Raw genomic sequence first — 17,676 nt, 5'->3', positions numbered from 1 at the left:
GGGCATTGAGCTGCAAGGACGCTCTCGTTGTTTGACGTTACCTGCCACCGCCCGCAGATGCATATTGAGAAGGCGCTGGATCCCGCGACGAACAAGTTGACGTACCCTCCGCCACGCCCGGGAGAAACGACCGCCAACCGGGTGAAGGCCCGTCCTCCCATCAAGGGGCCGCTGGGCGGCGAACTGCCCAAAGCCACTCCGGGTAACCATGCGGTGCCCCGGAACACCGTCCAGCGAACGGCACTGCGGGGAGGGCCGAAGGGCGGCGACGTAAAGAATCGGAATGTCTTCTCGGGATTCCCGTTCACAGTGGAGGCGGACAACAACTACTCATTGCGGACAAGGGCCAACTACTGCAAGCACTACACCGAGGACGTGTACGAGCAGTATGGCTGGAATTGAAATGAAACGCAGTGCGACGAGTATCTTTTCGCCTCCACCAAGAAGGGGTCGGACAAGGACAGGATCAACTACTCGGTCCAGGCGGTTCGCTACAACCACAACAGACTGCACGGCAAGGCGTTGCAGATGTTCTACGGTTACTACCGACTGCTCAACTACGATCCTGTCAATACTCCTACCAAGACCAGCGACAGCCCATTCTGGGTTAAGATCGTCGACTGACGATCAGCAAATGAAGAACGGGGTTGCACGGTCCGGCGCCGTGCAACCCCGTCATCATGAGAAGAGGACACACGGTGACACCTGATTTCAGGCAGGATCTTCCGGCAGAGAACCAGTGGGACCTGCTGGCCGAATACGGGCAGGGACTGGAGAACGCATTTCACGCCCTTTGGGTCGAGGGTGTCGATCCAGAGGAACTGGCCCTGCTGTTCAAGGTCGACCCGGAGTCACGCGTGGAGTGCGGCTTGGACACACTGGAGAGCGTTTACAGCGGGCACCCGGAGGTGGGAATCTGGATCGGCCCGCACGCACCCGGTTGGACACACCTCTTCGCTTTCAACCTGTACTTGCATCCCCTCGGGCTCCCCAGTCTGGGAAAGCGGCGGGTATTCGAAATCGAATACACGGGGGAAGTAGGTCCAGGGCTTTCGCCGCTGCACCTCTACTACGACGGTGAGATGCTCGGCGACGTCACTCCGCCGCAGGAGCCGGGTGAACCCGTGGACCTCCCCGATTACCAGCCTCTGGCGGAAGGGCTGGAGCTCGGTGGACATGAAACGTACGATGATTATCTGCACAGTTATTTCTGCATGATGGGCCGCATCACGGGCCGCTTCACCGACCGGAAATGGTGGACGGCGACCCGCGCCTTCTACCGCATTCCTACGGAGGCCAAGCCATACGACGGCCCGTTCGCGTCTGGCCTGTGATCCGACACGCGCCGAATACCACAGAGAACCAGCGAACTCTTTCCACCCTTGGGTGGTTCGATGGTTTCAAAGGACTGCGCCCTCTGGCCGCTTTGATCTTGCCCAGCGAAGGCTCCATCGCAGGTCGAATGAGGGCAGGGCGGACGAGTCGGCCTGTAGGCCGGGTTTTGTCCTTCACTCGCGTGAAGGGGCGACCATCCATCTAGGGCCGACGTTGCCGGCGGCCTCAAGCGGTCTACCCGCGCGGCATCGGGCGGGCAGCCCTCAAGCGTCGCGCGCGGGACGCTCCGGAGAGCGCCCCTTCTTGACCTTGCTCCGGGTGGGGTTTACCGAGCCGCCCACGTCACCGTGGGCGCTGGTGGTCTCTTACACCACCGTTTCACCCTTACCTCGTCTCGCGACGAGGCGGTCTGTTCTCTGTGGCACTTTCCCGCGGGTCACCCCGGGTCGGCGTTACCGACCACCCTGCCCTGTGGAGCCCGGACCTTCCTCGGCGGGTCTCAGAAGAGACCCGACGCGGCCGCCCGGCCGGCTCGTCCGCCGTGTTCCAAGCCTAACGGCTCCCAAGCGGACTCCAACCGAGCGGCAAGTCGTCCGCGCTGGAATATGGATCAAGCGAGACGGAACGGACGAGCACCGGAGGGACCGATGAGAGCACCGACGACCGGCGGGACGACCGCTTCCGCAGGCCACGAGGACTCCGGCCACAGCGAAGGACTCCGTGGAGGACACGGTAGAGGACGCGGTGGAGGACGGGTGGTGCTCCACCGCCTCCGCGGCCGGGGTCTGTCGTGGACGTGAGACCGCGGGTTCAGCGCAGGTGCGAGGTGTCGTTGAACGCCTTCACCACCGCCGGGCCGTCGGCGTAATACTCGATCAGGGACAGGGCCGACAGGTCGAGATGCATGCGGTACAGCGCGCCGAGGGGAGCGAGCAGCGCGAACCGCAGCAGCATCTTGATCGGCGTGACGTGGGAGACGGCGAGGACCGCCTTGCCCTCGTACCGCTCGATCAGCATGTCCCCGGTCGCCTGGACCCGCCGCGCCGCCTCCCCGAAACTCTCCCCACCCGGCGGCGCGGCGGACGGGTCCGCCAGCCACGCGGCGAGCTCGTCGGGCCAGCGGCGCTGGATCTCCGTGAACGTGTGACCTTCCCAGTCTCCGAAGTCGGTCTCCCGCAGGCCCTCCTCGACGAGGACCTCAAGCCCGGCCCTGGCCGCGATGATCTCCGCGGTGGCGCGGGCGCGCCTGAGCGGCGAGCTGACGACCACCTGGATGTCGTACGGCTTCCCGGCGAGTTTCACCGCGGCGGCCTCGGCCTGGGCGATGCCGTTGGGCGTGAGCTCGGGGTCGCCGAGCCCGGAGAACCTGCGCTCGACGGAGAGGGGCGTCTCACCGTGCCGGAGCAGGTACAGCGAGGTCGCGACGGAGGTGGGCGAACGCCAGCCGGTGCCCGTACCCGTGGGGGTGGCCAGGCGCGCTCGCTCGCTCGTGGTGGTCCCGCCGCCGTCCCCGTCACCGCCGGAGTCACCGGCGCCGGGAGCACCGTTGCCGAGATCACCGGTGTCGAAGAGCAGCAGGTCCCCGGCGGGACCGGCGGGAGCGGTGCGGCCGGCGGGAGAACCGCTTCGGGAAGCGCCTCTTGCCGAGGCGCCGCTCTCGGGAGCACCACTGCCGGAGGTCCGGCCACCGGAGACGCCACCTCCAGAGGCCCGGCCACCGGAGGCACCGCTTTCCGAGGCTCGGCTTCCGGAGGCACCACCGTCGGGGGCGCCTCCTCCGGAGACCCGGCCGCCGGACGCTCCCGCGGCGGCGGAGGAACCCGAGAGGGTCCAGGCGCGGCCCTTGGCGGCGGCGTCCATGGCCTCGTTGGCCAGGCGGTCGGCGTCCTTGTTCTTCTCGCGGGGGATCCAGCGCCAGGTCACCTTGAGGCGCCTGGCGAGGGCCGCGGCCTCCAGGGCGAGCGGGCGCAGGCCCTCGTTCTTGATCTTCCAGCGGCCGGCCATCTGCTCGACGACCAGCTTGGAGTCCATCCTGACCTCGACCTTCGCGCCGTCGCCGGCGAGATCGAGGAGGGAGGTCAGGCCCGCGATGAGCCCGCGGTACTCGGCGACGTTGTTGGTCTGGGTGCCGATCGACGCGGCGGTCTCGACCAGCACCTGGCCGTCGGCGGCGTCCTTGACGACGGCGCCGTAACCCGCCGGGCCCGGGTTGCCCCGCGAGCCGCCGTCGGCCTCGATGACGTACGAGGTCACGGAGCTCACAGGGCTCACAGACCGGACTCGGCGGTACGGACGAGGATCCGGCGGCACTCCTCGCAGCGGATGACCTCGTCGTGGGAGGCGGCCTTGATCCGGTTGATCTCGGCGATGGACAGGCTCGTGCGGCAGCCGAGGCAGCGGGCTCCCTGGAGCATCGCGGCGCCCACCCCGAACTGCTCCTTGAGCTTCCCGTAGAGGGTGAGCAGGTCGGCGGGGATGTCCTCGGCGACCCCGGCGCGCTTGCCCTGGAGCTCGTCCCTCTCCTTGTCGATCTCGGCGAAGGCCGCGTCCCTGCGGTCCTCGGCGGCGCCGCGGGTGCCCGCGAGCTCGTCGCGCTCGGCGACGAACCTGGCGACCTGCCCGTCGGCCGCCTCGCGGCGCTCCATGATCTCCAGCACGACCTCTTCCAGATCGCCCTGCCTGCGCTTCAGGGAGACGATCTCGGACTGGAGGCTGGCCAGGTCCTTGGGAGAGGACACCTGGCCGGAGTCGAGGCGCTTCTGGTCGCGCTCGGCACGGGTGCGGACCGAGTCGACGTCGGCCTCGGCCTTGCTCTGCTCGCGGGCGAGGTCGCCGGACTCGGTCTCGGCGGCGATCACCTGGGTGGCGATGCGGGCGATGCGCCCGGAGAGCTCGTCGATCTGCGCCAGCTCGGGCAGGGTACGGCGGCGATGGGCCAGCCGGTCGATGGCGGAGTCGAGTTCGGCCAGGTCAAGCAGACGCTTCTGGGCCGCAGGGGCTGCTTTCACGTGAAATCCTCGCACTTTGCTGTTGTGTTCCAGGCGTCCGTGACCGTCTCGGATACGCGCGTCTCAACAGTAATCCCCCTGGCGGCCGACGCGGACGCGAGATGGTGTGCCGCGTCGGCGAGCCAGGGCCATTCGGTGGCCCAGTGGGCCGCGTCGATCAACGCGGGACCGCCCGAGGCCTCCATGAACTCGCTGGCCGGGTGGTGGCGCAGATCGGCGGTGAGGAAGACGTCCACCCCGGCGGCGCGGGCCGTGCCGAGGAGGGAGTCTCCCGATCCCCCGCTGACCGCGATCCGCTGGACGGGGCGGCCGGGGTCTCCGGCGACCCGCAGGCCGCCCGCCGTGGCGGGGAGCCCGCGGGCGGCGATCCGGGCGAACTCGGCGAGGGAGACGGGGGCCGGCAACGAGCCGACGCGGCCCAGGCCGCGCCGGGGGTCGTCGGCGGCGGGACTGAGGGGGACGAGCGGGCCGGTCAGGCCGACGGCGCGGGCGAGCGCGTCGGAGACGCCGGGGTCGGCGACGTCGGCGTTGGTGTGGGCGGTGAAGAGCCCGATGTCGTTCTTGATCAGCGTGTGGACCAGCCGGCCCTTGAAGGTGGTGGCCGCGACGCTCGTGGTGCCGCGCAGGTAGAGCGGGTGGTGGGTGACGACGAGGTCGGCGCCCCAGTCGAGGGCCTCCTCGGCGACGACGGCCACCGGGTCGACCGCGAACAGGATCCTGCGCACCTCGGCGGAGGGGTCCCCGCAGACGAGCCCGACCGCGTCCCACGACTCCGCCCACCTCGGGTCGTAACGGGACTCCAGCTCTGTGACGATGTCGGCAAGCGTAGGCACGTGCGCAGACTATCGGCCTCACCCGGAGGGCTCGTCACGGTGGCTTCCGCACCGGCGTCCGCGGCGGCTTTCCCTGCGCCGGTAGATCGCCTAGCGTAAGTGGACACTGACACCCGGAGGGCGTGCGCATGAGGCCTAATGTCGCGATCATCGGTGCCGGATTCGGCGGGCTGTGCATGGCCATCCGGTTGGAGAAGGCCGGCATCCGCTCGTACACGATCTTCGAGAAGGGGCCCGACGTCGGGGGAACCTGGCGCGACAACACCTATCCGGGGGCGGGCTGCGACATCCCCTCGCACCTCTACTCCTTCTCCTTCGAGAGATACTCCAGCTGGACGCGCCGCTATCCCGAGCAGCCGGAGATCCTGCGCTACCTGGAGGGATGCGCCGACAAGTACGGTCTGCGCCCCCGCATCCGGCTGAACAACGCGGTCACCGCCGCCGCCTTCGACGAGTCGCTGGGCAAATGGCGGGTCCGTACGGCGGCCGGGGAGAAGCTGTTCGACGTGGTGGTGTCGGCCGTGGGACAGCTGAACCGGCCCCAACTACCCGATATTCCGGGAATGTCGTCATTCGACGGAGCGGCATTCCACTCCGCGCGCTGGGACCACTCCGTCGACCTGGCGGGCAGGCGGGTGGCCGTGATCGGGAACGGGTCGTCGGCGGCGCAGCTCATCCCGAGGGTGGCCGAGGTGGCCGGGCACCTGGACGTCTTCCAGCGGACCCCCAACTGGGTGATTCCCAAGCCGGACGCCGTCTTCGGCCCCCGTGCGCGGACGGCCTTCCGCCTCGTGCCGTTCCTGCAGCGCGCATACCGCGAGTGGCTCTACCGGTACACGGAGAACACCCTCCACCCGGCCCTGGCCGGAGGCTGGAGCACGGACCTGCTGCGCAAGCGGGCCCTGGGGCACCTGCGCGAGCAGGTCCCCGACCCGCTGCTGCGGGCCAAGCTGACCCCCGGCTACCCGGTCGGCTGCAAGCGGATCGTCATCGACAGCGGTTTCTATCCCGCGCTGGCCCGCCCCGACGTGGACGTCGTCACCGACGGGATCACCCGGATCGTCCCCGGCGGCGTGGAGACCGCCGCCGGACTCCGCGAGGCCGACGTCATCGTCTACGCGACCGGCTTCGAGACCTCCGGCTTCCTGGCCCCCATCCAGGTCACCGGGCGCGGGGGACGGCAGCTGGCCGAGGAGTGGAAGGACGGCGCGGAGGCGTACCTCGGCATCGCCGTGCCGCACTTCCCCAACCTGTTCCTGCTGTACGGCCCCAACACCAACCTCGGCCACAACTCGATCGTCTTCATGATCGAATGCCAGGTCCGGTACGTCATGGGCTGCCTGCCGCACCTGGCCTCGCGCGGGCCGATGGAGGTCCGGCCGGAGGCGATGGCCACCTGGCGGCGGAGCCTCGACCGGGCCATGGAGGGCATGGTCTGGCAGGCGGGCTGCACGAGCTGGTACAAGAACGCGTCCGGCCGGGTGACCAACAACTGGCCGGGAACCGCGACCACCTACCGCCGCATCACCAGGGCCCCGCGCCCGGAGGCCTTCCGTTTCGCGCGCTGACCCCGCCCCCGCCGGAAAGGCGCGAAAGGCGCGCGTGCCGGTCCACGTCCTCGTACGGAAGCCGAGAAACCCTCGCGCGGAAGCCGAGGGCCCCCGTACGGAAACCAGGGAGATCCGGGGAGACCCGGGAGACGAGGCGGCGCGGAGGCACGGGACGGGCCGGGGTGCCGGTACCGTCGTGGCGAACGAGAGCCGTCCGCGCAGAAGGGCCCGCCCGTGTCCGCCGACCTCCACAGCGACTCCGTGGTCGCCGATACCCACAACGACCTGCTGATGGCCGTCACCGCCAGGCCCCCGCACCGGTGGGCGTCCTTCTTCCGCGACCGCTGGCTGCCCCAGCTGCGCGAGGGAGGGGTGAACCTCCAGGTGCTGCCGGTCTTCATCGACGGCCAGTACCGTCCCGAGGGCGCGCTCCGGCAGACCCTTCGCATGATCGAGTGCGCGCACGTGCTGGCCGAGGGCAACGCCGACGCCGTACGCCTCTGCCTGGACGGGACGCAGATCGACGAGGCGCTCGCCGAGGGCCGGATCGCCCTGGTCCTGGCGCTGGAGAGCATGCCGGGCCTGGACGCCGCCGTCGAGCTGGTGCCGACGCTGCACCGGCTCGGCGTCCGGGTCGCCTCGATCGCGCACTGGGGCCGTACGGCGCTGGCCGACGGCAGCGGCGAGGACGCCACCGGCAGCAGGCTCACCGCGGCGGGGGTGGAGACGGTACGGGAGATGGAACGCCTCGGCATGATCTTCGACGTCTCCCACCTGGGCGCCTCCGGGGTGGAGCACGTGCTGGAGCTGGCGACCCGGCCGGTGATGGCCACCCACTCCTCGGCCCGCGCGCTGCGCGACCACCACCGCAACCTCACCGACGACCAGATCCGCGCGGTCACCGCGACCGGGGGCGTGGTGTGCGTCAACTTCCTGGCGGCCTTCCTCTCGGAGGATCCGGCCGAGTACACCGTGGACCGGCTGGTGGACCACATCGCGCACATCGCGAGCGTCGGCGGCATCGACCACGTGGGGCTCGGCCCCGACTTCGTCCGCGAGGTCATGCACGACGTGACTCCCCCGTGCTGCGAGATGGACTACGGCGTCGATCCCTTCGCGGCCCTGCCGGGACTGTCGGGTCCGAGCGGGCTGCCCCTGGTCACCGACGCCCTGCTCAAGCACGGCTTCGCCGACGAGGAGATCGTGAAGATCATCGGAGGGAACGTGCACCGGCTGTTCCGCGCCCAGCTGGGCAGGCCCGCTTGAACGAGCCCGGCGAGGGGCACCACCGGAGGGGGACCGGACGACGACCCCGGCCGGTACGGACGGCCCGGGCGCCGGGCGGCGCCTCCCGGAGGGGAACGGAACGGTGAACGACAGGTGGCCCCGGCACCGAGCCGCGCACCCCGGAGGCGGAACCCCCTACGACCACCGCGACCGGCGTGACGGGTCCCGCCGCGGCGGGACATCGCACGGCGAAGGAAAGAGAGACGCGTGAGGATCACCGGTATCGAGTTGCGGCGGGTGGCGATGCCGCTGGTCGTCCCGTTTCGCACCTCCTTCGGCACCCAGACCGAACGCGACGTGCTGCTGGTGCGCGTCGTCACCCCCGACGCCGAGGGCTGGGGCGAGTGCGTGGCCATGTCCGACCCCCTCTACTCCCCCGAGTACGTCGACGCCGCCGCCGACGTGTTGCGCCGCTTCCTCATCCCCGCCCTGCCCACCCGCACCGACGCCCACGGCGTGAACCGCGCCCTGCATCCCTTCAAAGGCCACCGCATGGCCAAAGCCGCCCTGGAAGCCGCCGTCCTGGACGCCCAGCTGCGCACCGGCGGCCAGTCCCTGGCCGCCTACCTCGGCGCCGCCGCCGACCGCGTCCCCGCCGGCGTCTCGATCGGCATCATGCCCACCATCGACCACCTCCTCGAGACCGTCACCGGGTACCTGCACGAGGGCTACCGGCGCGTCAAACTCAAAATCGCCCCCGGCTGGGACCTGGCCCCCACCCGCGCCGTCCGCGAGCACTTCGGCCCCGACCTGGCCCTGCAGGTCGACGCCAACGCCGCCTACACCCTCACCGACGCCCCCCACCTGGCCAAACTCGACCCCCTGGACCTGCTGCTCATCGAACAGCCCCTCGCCCACGACGACCTCCTGCAGCACGCCCACCTCGCCAAGAAGATCACCACCCCCATCTGCCTGGACGAATCCATCGAATCGGCCTCCCACGCCGCCGCCGCCATCACCCTGGGCGCCTGCTCCATCATCAACATCAAGCCCGGCCGCGTCGGCGGCTACCTCGAAGCACGCCGCATCCACGACCTCGCCCGCGCCCACGGCCTGGCCGTCTGGTGCGGCGGCATGCTCGAGACCGGCATCGGCCGCGCCGCCAACCTCGCCCTCGCCGCCCTGCCCGGCTTCACCCTGCCCGGCGACACCTCCGCCTCCCGCCGCTACTACACCACCGACCTCACCCCGCCCTTCGAACTCGACGACGGCCACCTCACCGTTCCCACCGCCCCCGGCATCGGCGTCGACCCCCTCCCCGCCGTCCTCGACGAGGTCACCACCTCCACCGAATGGATCAGCCTCTAGGACCCGGTGGCGGAGACGGGCCGGGGGCGGCGGGCGCCGCGCCGCGCCGCGCCGCAGAGCGTCCATCAGGCCGGACGCGGGCGGCCGCCTTCGGCGGTGCCGCCGGGAGAAACCGGCGGCGCGCGACCGCCGGACGCGAGGAGCGAGATCATCGCGTCGGCCCCCGGCCCGGTCGGCGGGCGCAGGGCCTCCAGCGCGGTCGCCGGCCCCGCCCCCTGCCCCGGACGGCAAATCGTGAACCGCTAGTGTTCCCTTGTGGCAAGGGGATTTGGGCGATTACGTCGTGAAGATCTGCTCCGGACCGCCTGCGATGTCATCGCGGCTCAAGGGTTCGGTCACACGCGGACCGCTGACATCGCCCAGGCGGCCGGTGTCAGCCAGGCGCTGCTCTTCTACCACTTCGAGACCAAGGAGAAGCTGTTCGCCCAGGCCTTCTCCTACGCCGCCCAGCTCGACCTGGACGCGCTCGTCAAGGTGGAGGAGTCGGGCGGCTCCCCGCTCGAACGGCTGCGAGCTCTGCTCAGGTTCTACCCGCCCAGCGGGAAGTCCAAGTCATGGGCCCTGTGGATCGACGCCTGGGCGGAGTCGATGCGCAACGCCGAGCTCGAGGAGATGTCCCGCAGGATCGACCTGCGATGGAAGGACACACTCCGCGCGATCATCGACGACGGCGTGGCGGCGGGGATCTTCACCTGCGCGGATTCCGAGGGCGCCACCTGGCGGGTCATGTCCCTCATCGACGGCCTGTCCACGCAGGTGACGGTGCATCGGCGGGTGCTCTCGCGGGCGCGGATGATCGAGTTCATCCGGACGGCCGCGGCGGCGGAACTGGGTCTCTCCCCCGCCGAACTGAGCTGAACAGCCCCTTGGGCAGCACGACCAGGAGCATGGCGAGGGCGATCAGCCCACCGCCGAGGTACACGCCCATGGTGAGCGGCTCCCCGTACAGCGCCACGGCGAGCGCGGTCACCCATAGCGGCTGGGCCGACAGGATCACCGCGGCGGACACCGGCGAGACGTGGACCTGACCCCAGGAGCGGGCCAGGAAACCCAGGGCGCAGGCCACGATCGACAGGTGGCCGAGAATCGCCCAGTCACCCGGCGTCGAGGGCGGGGTCAGGCCGTCCGGCGCGGCGAGGACCCCCGTCATGACGGCGATGGTGCCCAGCTGGATCACCGTGACCGCGTAGGCGTTCTGCCGCGCCTCGGCGGAGTTGCCGAGCACCAGCGTGTGGACCGCGTACAGGACCGCCGACAGCAGGGTGGCGGCCAGCGCGGGCAGGGCGATGTCACCCTCCGCCCCCCTCATCAGGGTGAACGCGGTCATCGCGGCCATGGCCAGCGCCACCGCCGCCCAGACGCGGACCGAGGTCCTGGCCCCGAGCAGGAGCAGCCCGAGAACCGGGGTGATGACCACGTACGAGCCGACCGTGAACCCCGAGACCGACGAGGGCAGATCGTGCAGCGAGACCGCCTGGGCCGTCTGGCCCACGCCGAACAGCAGACCGAGCAGGATGCCGGTCATCCAGGTGCTCTCCGACAGCCCCCGCAGGCTTTTCGGGCGGAGAACGAGCAGCACGAGGGTGGCGATGCCGTACCGCTCGGTGAGAAGGTCCGCCACGGGCATACGGACGATGAGGTCCTTCATCAGCGGGAAAGCCGATCCCCATGCGGCGCTGACGAAGATCAGGAGCACGATTCCCAGGACGGGCCGGGGAGCTACCACTGCCATACCCGAAGGGTTCCATCACCCGCAGCGACCGGAAGGTCACCGATCGGATCGGGAGTGGCATGGATACAACGCTGAGTGAAGGACGCCACACCGGCACGAGGGACCTCATACCCTCACCGGCTCTTCCCCCGGCCCTTCCGCGGGGTGAACGCCGGGAACCGGACGCTCAGGGGACCGAGCGGATCTTCCAGACGAGGCCGGCGCCCAGGAGGGCGAGGGCCGCCGAGGTCATGTAGAGGACGGGGTAGCCGCCGAGACCGGCCACGATGGGACCGGCGACGACGGGGCCGAGCACCTGGGGGCCGGAGTTGGCGATGTTGATGACGCCGAGGTCCTTGGCACGCCCCTCGGCGGCGGGCAGGACCTGGGTGACCAGGGCGTTGTCGACCGAGAGGTAGATGCCGAAGCCGACCCCCATGATCGCGGCGCCGGCCGTCGCCACCGGCCACTGGGGCCAGAACGCGAGCATCACCGCGGGGATCACGCTGATCAGGCCGGAGACCGTGACGAGCGCCTTGCGACGGCCGAGCCTGTCGGAGACCACACCCGCGACGACGGTGGTGAGCACGACGGCCGCGGTGTAGATCAGGATCAGCACGAGCAGGCCGTCCTCGGCCTTCTCGCCGGGGAAGAGCCGCTCGTAGCCGACCGCGTCGGAGAGGAAGTACAGCAGGTAGAGCGTGGCGACGGCGTTGCCCAGCTGCATCAGGAAGCGTGTCAGCCAGGCCCAGAAGAAGTCGGGGTGGCTGCGAGGGCTGATCCAGAACCCCCTCAGGAAGGCCCGGAGCTCGAAGGGCGGCCTGACCGCCAGGCGGGGGTCGTGGGTGGTGAGGACGAAGGGGAGCACGCAGAGCGGGACCAGCACCGCTATCAGGAAATATCCAGATTCGGTGGTGGTGGCGACCATGGTGACCAGGACCACGGCGAGCACCACCCCGAGCGACTGGGGAATCCCGATCCAGCCCGAGACCTCACCCCGCTGGCCGACCGGAACGTGGTCGGGCACCCCGGCGCCGAGCGCGGCCTGCATCGCGTTGAGCCCGGCCTGCGCGAGACACCATCCGGCCGCCACGCCGAGGATCGAACCCTGGCCCGCCAGCAGGACCAGTGCCCCGGCACCGACCAGCGCCCCGCCCAGCGACCACGGATGCCTGCGCCCGAACCGCCCGGCCGTACGGTCGGACAACGCTCCGGCGACCGGGTTGAGGAGCATCGCGACGGCGGCCCCCACCCCGGTCACCAGCGCCAGCGACCCCTCCTTGCCCACCGGGTCGATCGACGCCACCTGCGAGGGCAGCAGCACCTGGAGCGGCCCGAAATAGGCCATCCAGAGCGCCAGGTTGGCCAGCGAGATGCCGGCCACCCACCAGGGCCCCACCTTGCGTGTCGGCTCGGCGAGCGCCGCCCGCGGGTCGGGAACGGGCTGGGCGACGCTCATGGGACCTCGCATCTCCACGGTTCGGAATCCTCACGACTCGACGTCTCCGCGACTCGGCGCCATCGCGACTCGGCGTCCTCACGACTCCGCGTCCTCACGACTCCGCGTTCCCGCGACCCCGCGTTCCCGCGACTCCGCGTCCTCGCGCCCACGGTTCCGAACAAGCGCCCGACCGTGTGAGACGTGCCCGGATGTTACGCCGTTCCCCTCCCCGCCGACAGCCCCCGGCCGTCACCGGATCATCACAGTCGGGGGGCCGCCGGACGCACGCCGGGAGCGCCGGCGGAGGACCCGTCCCCGCCGCCGGGCCGGGTGGCGGGGCGCTCGACCGGGACGATGCCGCACAGTGCGGCGACCTCGTCGAGCGGGACGTCCCCGGCCACGGAGGCGACCAGCAGGGTCTCCAGCCCGCGCAGCAGCGCGTAGGCCGTGGGACGCGGCAGGTAGGCGGTGTCGGCCATCAGGTACAGCTCGCAGGTGCCGGTGGCGGTGCCGGTGGCGAACAGGGCCGTGGCGTCCACCTCCGGCCAGGATCCGACGTGGAAGGTCCTGGTCCGCCCGGTGAGGGCGGCGATCGCGGCGGGGTCGCCCGGTGGCTCGACCGCGGGCAGGTGGGGCCAGTGTCCGGCGGCCCTCGTGTCGTTGAAGTAGGCCGACAGGTCCACGGGCCGCCCGCGCTCGCGGCCGATCTCCTCGCGCAGCGCCATCATCCGGTACGGGTCGTAGTGCGCGTTCCGGTAGGCGGTCAGCGCCTGCCGGTGCCCGGCGCGGGCGGCGTCCGCGAACGTTCCACCCGGCAGGCCGAGGAGGAAGATCCCGTCCTGTACGGCGCTGCCCGCCATGGCGGCGACCCGGGGGTCGTGCCGGTTGGCCACGATGAGCTGCATGACCACCTCGCGGTGGCCGGTGAGCGCGCCCAGCAGCACCGCGCTCGCCGCGGTCAGCACGCTGGCCGTGCTGACCGACCACCGCGCCGCCAGCACCTCGGCCGCCGCCGCGGTGGCGGCCGACTCCATGCCGACCTTGACGAACCGCGGCTCCTCCGGCGTCGTACGGGGGAAGTCGAACATGCTCAGGGGCGCCCGCTCCAGGACCGCGCGCCAGTGACGCAGCGCCCGCTCGCCGCGGGCGGCGCCCGCCCCCTCGCGCTCGAAGGCGGCCTGGTCCATCGGCTGCCAGGCGGGAGCGGCCATCTCGCCACCGGTGAGCAGGTCCCGCCAGTCGCGCGCCAGCACCTCCAGCGCCCCGCCGTCCACGGCCAGGTGGGACAGGGTGAGGGCCACCGTCCTGGGACGGCCGTCGGCGGTCACGACGGCGCAGCGGAACGGCAGGTCGGCCGCGTAGTCGAACGCGGTGGCGGCCAGCCGGACGGAGAGCTCCCTGGCTGCGGCGAGCGGCCTGGCCTCCCCGGCGTCGTACGTCTCGACGGTGAACCGGCCCTGGCGCGCCACGCGCTGGACCAGCCCGCCGGGCGTCTCCTCGTACGTCGTCCGCAGCGTCTCGTGCCGCTCGACGAGCCCGCGCAGCGCCCGCAGGACGGCGTCGAGGTCGCGCCTGCCGTAGACGGGCAGCACCCAGGGCATGTTGAAGTACGGGTCGTCGTCGTCCAGCCACCGGGTGAGCCGCCAGATGGCCAGCTGACCCCAGCTGAGCGGCGACTCGCCGCCCCGTGACCCGGTGAACTCCACGGATGTCGCGCCGAGCCGCGCGGGACCGGCCGTCATCGGGTCCGGCCGATCTCTTCGACGGCGCCCGCGCGGGACGCCCTTTCCCATCCGTTCACCAGCGACATCGACATTTCAGGCGCCTTCCGTCCGGCCTGCCGCGGCGGCCTCGAAATGGCCCCGCGGCTCCCTTGTGCTGACTTTTCCCGACCGGTTCCCGAGCAGGGCGTCGACGACGAGCATCCGTCCAGGGATCTCGTGCCCGGCGCGGCGTTTCCATCGGGAAGGCCCGCGACCCGACACCGGCGCGGGCGAATGGCGCCTTCTCTGCCGCCTCTGCCACGCGCGAGCGCGGCGAATCGGTGCCGCCGCTCGAAGCGAGGCTAAGGATCACGTGCCGAATTCGTCAAGGTTTCACGGTTGTTTTCCAGCCCGATAAATCCAAACAAACTATCCCTCAAGGGCTTTTACCAGATAAGTCTCCATATTCTTCATTTTTTGAATGTTTGTCATCCTCTTAGTCATTGACTTCACCGGGCTCCCGCCCTCCGCGGAAAAGTCCCCGGGCCCCCTGCCCGGGGCGGGGACGCGGGTGACCCGCGCGAGCGCGATTCCCGGGCGGGAGGCCGGGGTGGGAGCATGTCCTTCGTCATGACGATCCCAAAGGAAGGCCACGACCGGTGAGGCGGCTACTCACGGTCCTGCTGCTCGCGTCCGCCGCGCTGCTCGGCGCGGTCGCCCCGGCGCAGGCCCACAACGTGCTGATCAGCAGCGACCCCAAGGACGGTACCGAGCTGGCCACCGGGCCCGAGAAGATCACACTCACCTTCGACCAGCCCGTCCGGCAGGGCTTCGCGCAGATCAGCGTGATCGGCCCGGACGGCACGCGGTGGGAGGAGGGGAAGACCACCGTCGACAGGGCGAAGGTCAGCGTCGCGGTGAAGCCCCTCGGCCCCGCCGGGGTGTACGCGGTGGGCTACCGGATCCTCTCCTCCGACGGCCACCCGGTCTCCAGCAAGATCACCTTCACCCTGACCGCCCCCGGCCAGGGCGGCTCCGGCGGCCCCGGCGGCTCTGCTCAGGCGCCCGCCACCTCCGCCCCGGTCGTCTCCGCCGCCGCGCCACAGGAGCCCGATCTGGGTGCCCAGGCCGCCGAGGCCGCGCAGAACGGCGGGGCCGGGATGGCCGTGCTGTGGATCGCGGGCTCCATCGTCCTGCTGGGCGGGGCCACCGTCGTGGCGATGCGCCGTACGAGGGAGCAGGGGGGCACGGGATGACCGTGACCGTCGAGCGGGCCGCCGAGGCCGGCACCGCCAGGAGGCTGGTGGCCGGCGGGCTCGTGTCCGCGGCCGTGCTGGCCGTGCTGGTCGCGACGGCGCTCGCCCCCCAGGAGGCGGTGCCGGGGATCGCCATCCCCGGACCGCTGGTGGAGTACGGGCTGCCGGTGCTGCGGGTGCTGCTGGACCTGGCGGCGGTGGCGGTGGTCGGGCTGAGCCTGCTGCCGAAGCTGCTCGGGTTCGACGACCCCGACCGCACCGAGCCGGTGATGCGCCGGGCCCGGCCGATGGCCGTGACCTTCGCCTGGGCGTGGGCGCTGCTGGCGCTGGTCGTCATCGTGTTCCAGACGGCCGAGCTGAACCCCGGGCGGCTCCCCACCCCGGGCATGATCGCCGAGTACGTCGACAGCGTCGGAGCCGGGCAGGGCATGCTCTTCAGCGCCGCCTGCGCGCTGTCCTACGCCGGGATCGGGCTGCTGGCCGTGCGCTACGGCGAGAAGGTGCCGGCCGAGCTGCGGATCGTGATCGCCCTCTTCGGGCTGCTGCCGATCCCGGTCACCGGCCACGCGGTCGACTCGGTCTGGCACGACCCCATCATGATCTCGATGGAGCTGCACGTGATGGGCGCGGCGGCGTGGACCGGCGGCCTGCTCACGGTCGTCCTGCTGGTCGCCGCGGACCGGGAGCTGCTGGCCCGGGTGCTTCCGGCGTTCTCCAGGCTGGCGACCCTGGCGCTGGTCGTGGTCGGCCTCTCCGGCCTGGTGAACGGCCTGGCCACGATGGCCCTCACCCCGGGCGTGGAACTGCCCGGGGCCCTGCTGACCAACGAGTACGGCCTGCTGGTCGTGGCCAAGGTCGCGTGCGTGGCGCTGCTGATCCCGTTCGCCGCCCACATCCGCTTCCGCCTGCTGCCGCACATCGCGGAGCGGCGGGCGACGGCGGTCGTCGCGTGGGCGGCGGCCGAGATCACCGTGATGGGACTGGCCTACGGGGTCGCGGTCGCGCTGACCAGCGCCTCCCTGTCCTGAGCCCGCAGCGTGTGACGGCTGAACGACCATTCGGCGGCCAGCCACAGGACGGCGAGCCCGGCCCCCCCGACCAGCATGGTCGTGGGGGGCACCAGCGGCGGCGCCATGAACATCGAGTGCTGGAAGCGCAGTGCCTGGTCGATGAGGAGGGTGGCGCCGGCGGAGCCGGCCAGCGCCCTCACCACGGGCATCCTGATCAGGAACGCCAGGTCGACGGCGAGCGCCCCGGCGATCAGGAAGACCGGGATCGCCGAGCGCGGGAAGTCGGCCACGGCCAGGAGCGGCCAGATCAGGGTGCGGAAGACGATGTAGGCGCCGATCACGGCGGTGGCGGAGAACATCCGGCCGATCATCGCGCGGGCGTAGACGGCCACCATGACGGCGGCCATCGCCGCGTAGAGCGGGTAGAGCTGGTCGGGGACGGGCAGCGCGAAGTGGAGCGCCACGGCCCTGTCGCTCACGGGCAGCCCGATCTGCTCGGCGGCGAACTGGATCAGGATCGGCTCGGCCTCCGGCGCCCCCCGGTCCCAGGCGGCGATGGCGTACACGCCGTACTCCTGGTGCTGGGCCGGGAACCAGACGTTCTCGAAGAGGAACACGAAGAGCCCGCCGAGGACCAGCGTTCGCGTCCGCCCCGGGACCGCCCGGACGAACCAGCCCCGGATCACGCCGCAGACCATGAAGAGCGTGCCGATGTAGAGCATCAGGTGCGACGGGCTCCACGAGGTGATGTCGAGCCCGTTGATCCGGTGGTTGATCAGGTCCAGCGGGACCGCGACCAGGAAGACGCCCGTGCCCCAGGTGATGAGGCGCTGCGCGAGCTTGTCCACGCCGTAGCCGGTGTAGACGTGGATGATCGTGAGGGCGAGGACGAGGGCGGTGCCGACGCTGTTGAGCAGGTGCGGCGGGGCCAGGTCGTCGCGGAGCCACTTGAAGTGCCAGGAGACGTCCCAGGACGCCCCGAGCACCTTGAACGAGAAAGCCACCAGCCACCCGAGGTAGAGGAGCCTGAACAGATCCTCCGGGGTGTCCCTGCCGGCCTTCCCACGCGTCCAATACGGCAGAGCCCACTCAAGGACGGGAGTGGCTCTTCTTCGAAGGCTCTCTACTGGCTTCACGCGTCGAAATGATGCCGCTCCTTTACCTCGCTCCGCAATCGGGGACAACCCTGAGCATCGGGACCGCTCTCTCCCTCCCGCCCCGCGGGTGATCACCC

15 protein-coding genes and 1 other RNA gene are annotated in these 17,676 nt (G+C 70.8%); 8 read left to right on the top strand and 8 right to left on the bottom strand.

Annotated features, from left to right (window positions below; all coding sequences use genetic code 11):
* Positions 1 to 57: 57 nt before the first annotated feature.
* Both AB0G15_RS24455 and AB0G15_RS24450 read left to right on the top strand, forming a co-directional pair.
* Positions 58 to 402, top strand: coding sequence for a hypothetical protein (locus AB0G15_RS24455; RefSeq protein WP_362843843.1), 345 nt, complete (start codon positions 58 to 60; stop codon positions 400 to 402).
* A 296-nt stretch (positions 403 to 698) separates the two neighbouring features.
* Positions 699 to 1,334 (top strand): hypothetical protein, encoded by a 636-nt coding sequence (locus tag AB0G15_RS24450; protein ID WP_362843840.1) that lies wholly within the window; start codon positions 699 to 701, stop codon positions 1,332 to 1,334.
* A 140-nt stretch (positions 1,335 to 1,474) separates the two neighbouring features.
* Here AB0G15_RS24450 and rnpB read toward each other — a convergent pair.
* The 4 genes from rnpB to AB0G15_RS24430 all read right to left on the bottom strand — a co-directional run bounded on the left by rnpB (position 1,475) and on the right by AB0G15_RS24430 (position 5,176).
* Positions 1,475 to 1,870, bottom strand: an RNA gene (gene rnpB / locus AB0G15_RS24445) — RNase P RNA component class A.
* 275 nt (positions 1,871 to 2,145) lie between these two features.
* Positions 2,146 to 3,597, bottom strand: coding sequence for a bifunctional RNase H/acid phosphatase (locus tag AB0G15_RS24440; protein ID WP_362843838.1), 1,452 nt, complete (start codon positions 3,595 to 3,597; stop codon positions 2,146 to 2,148).
* Between the two features lie 5 nt (positions 3,598 to 3,602).
* Entirely contained in the window at positions 3,603 to 4,343 is a 741-nt protein-coding gene (locus AB0G15_RS24435; protein WP_362843835.1) for a C4-type zinc ribbon domain-containing protein, read from the bottom strand.
* Entirely contained in the window at positions 4,340 to 5,176 is an 837-nt protein-coding gene (locus AB0G15_RS24430) for a Nif3-like dinuclear metal center hexameric protein (RefSeq protein ID WP_362843832.1), read from the bottom strand. Before AB0G15_RS24430 ends, AB0G15_RS24435 begins: the two co-directional genes overlap by 4 nt.
* A gap of 128 nt (positions 5,177 to 5,304) precedes the next feature.
* Here AB0G15_RS24430 and AB0G15_RS24425 point away from each other — a divergent pair, with 128 nt between their 5' ends.
* From AB0G15_RS24425 to AB0G15_RS24410, 4 genes are all read left to right on the top strand, one after another.
* Positions 5,305 to 6,744 carry an NAD(P)/FAD-dependent oxidoreductase gene (locus AB0G15_RS24425; RefSeq protein ID WP_362843829.1) on the top strand — a complete coding sequence of 480 codons (1,440 nt, stop codon included), beginning with the start codon at positions 5,305 to 5,307 and terminating at the stop codon, positions 6,742 to 6,744.
* Between the two features lie 216 nt (positions 6,745 to 6,960).
* Positions 6,961 to 7,992 (top strand): membrane dipeptidase, encoded by a 1,032-nt coding sequence (locus AB0G15_RS24420; protein ID WP_362681475.1) that lies wholly within the window; start codon positions 6,961 to 6,963, stop codon positions 7,990 to 7,992.
* Between the two features lie 228 nt (positions 7,993 to 8,220).
* Positions 8,221 to 9,321: an o-succinylbenzoate synthase gene (gene menC / locus AB0G15_RS24415; RefSeq protein WP_362843826.1), complete on the top strand. Its 1,101-nt coding sequence runs from the start codon at positions 8,221 to 8,223 to the stop codon at positions 9,319 to 9,321.
* A 255-nt stretch (positions 9,322 to 9,576) separates the two neighbouring features.
* On the top strand, positions 9,577 to 10,179 hold the full coding sequence (locus tag AB0G15_RS24410; protein ID WP_362843823.1) for a TetR family transcriptional regulator C-terminal domain-containing protein: 603 nt from the start codon (positions 9,577 to 9,579) through the stop codon (positions 10,177 to 10,179).
* Here AB0G15_RS24410 and AB0G15_RS24405 read toward each other — a convergent pair.
* The 3 genes from AB0G15_RS24405 to AB0G15_RS24395 all read right to left on the bottom strand — a co-directional run bounded on the left by AB0G15_RS24405 (position 10,124) and on the right by AB0G15_RS24395 (position 14,215).
* Complete coding sequence (locus AB0G15_RS24405) at positions 10,124 to 11,053, bottom strand: DMT family transporter (protein WP_362843820.1); 930 nt, start codon at positions 11,051 to 11,053, stop codon at positions 10,124 to 10,126. The genes AB0G15_RS24410 and AB0G15_RS24405 overlap by 56 nt on opposite strands.
* 166 nt (positions 11,054 to 11,219) lie before the next feature.
* A complete protein-coding gene (locus AB0G15_RS24400) occupies positions 11,220 to 12,491 on the bottom strand; it encodes an MFS transporter (protein WP_362843817.1) in 1,272 nt (423 codons plus the stop codon).
* Positions 12,492 to 12,733: 242 nt separating this feature from the next.
* Positions 12,734 to 14,215, bottom strand: a complete 1,482-nt coding sequence (locus AB0G15_RS24395) for a condensation domain-containing protein (protein ID WP_362843814.1) — start codon at positions 14,213 to 14,215, stop codon at positions 12,734 to 12,736.
* Between the two features lie 620 nt (positions 14,216 to 14,835).
* Between AB0G15_RS24395 and AB0G15_RS24390 the strand changes: the two genes are divergently transcribed.
* Both AB0G15_RS24390 and AB0G15_RS24385 read left to right on the top strand, forming a co-directional pair.
* Positions 14,836 to 15,432, top strand: coding sequence for a copper resistance CopC family protein (locus AB0G15_RS24390; RefSeq protein WP_362843811.1), 597 nt, complete (start codon positions 14,836 to 14,838; stop codon positions 15,430 to 15,432).
* Positions 15,429 to 16,460 (top strand): CopD family protein, encoded by a 1,032-nt coding sequence (locus AB0G15_RS24385; protein WP_362843808.1) that lies wholly within the window; start codon positions 15,429 to 15,431, stop codon positions 16,458 to 16,460. The genes AB0G15_RS24390 and AB0G15_RS24385 overlap by 4 nt, the downstream gene beginning before the upstream one ends.
* On the opposite strand, the gene AB0G15_RS24380 is transcribed toward AB0G15_RS24385, so the two are convergent.
* Positions 16,418 to 17,446, bottom strand: coding sequence for a hypothetical protein (locus AB0G15_RS24380; protein ID WP_362843803.1), 1,029 nt, complete (start codon positions 17,444 to 17,446; stop codon positions 16,418 to 16,420). The two genes, AB0G15_RS24385 and AB0G15_RS24380, sit on opposite strands and share 43 nt — an antisense overlap.
* Positions 17,447 to 17,676 lie beyond the last annotated feature (230 nt).

Source organism: Streptosporangium sp. NPDC023825, from assembly GCF_040639575.1.
Taxonomy (GTDB): Bacteria; Actinomycetota; Actinomycetes; order Streptosporangiales; family Streptosporangiaceae; genus Streptosporangium.
This window is presented reverse-complemented; position numbering and strand designations above follow the sequence as displayed.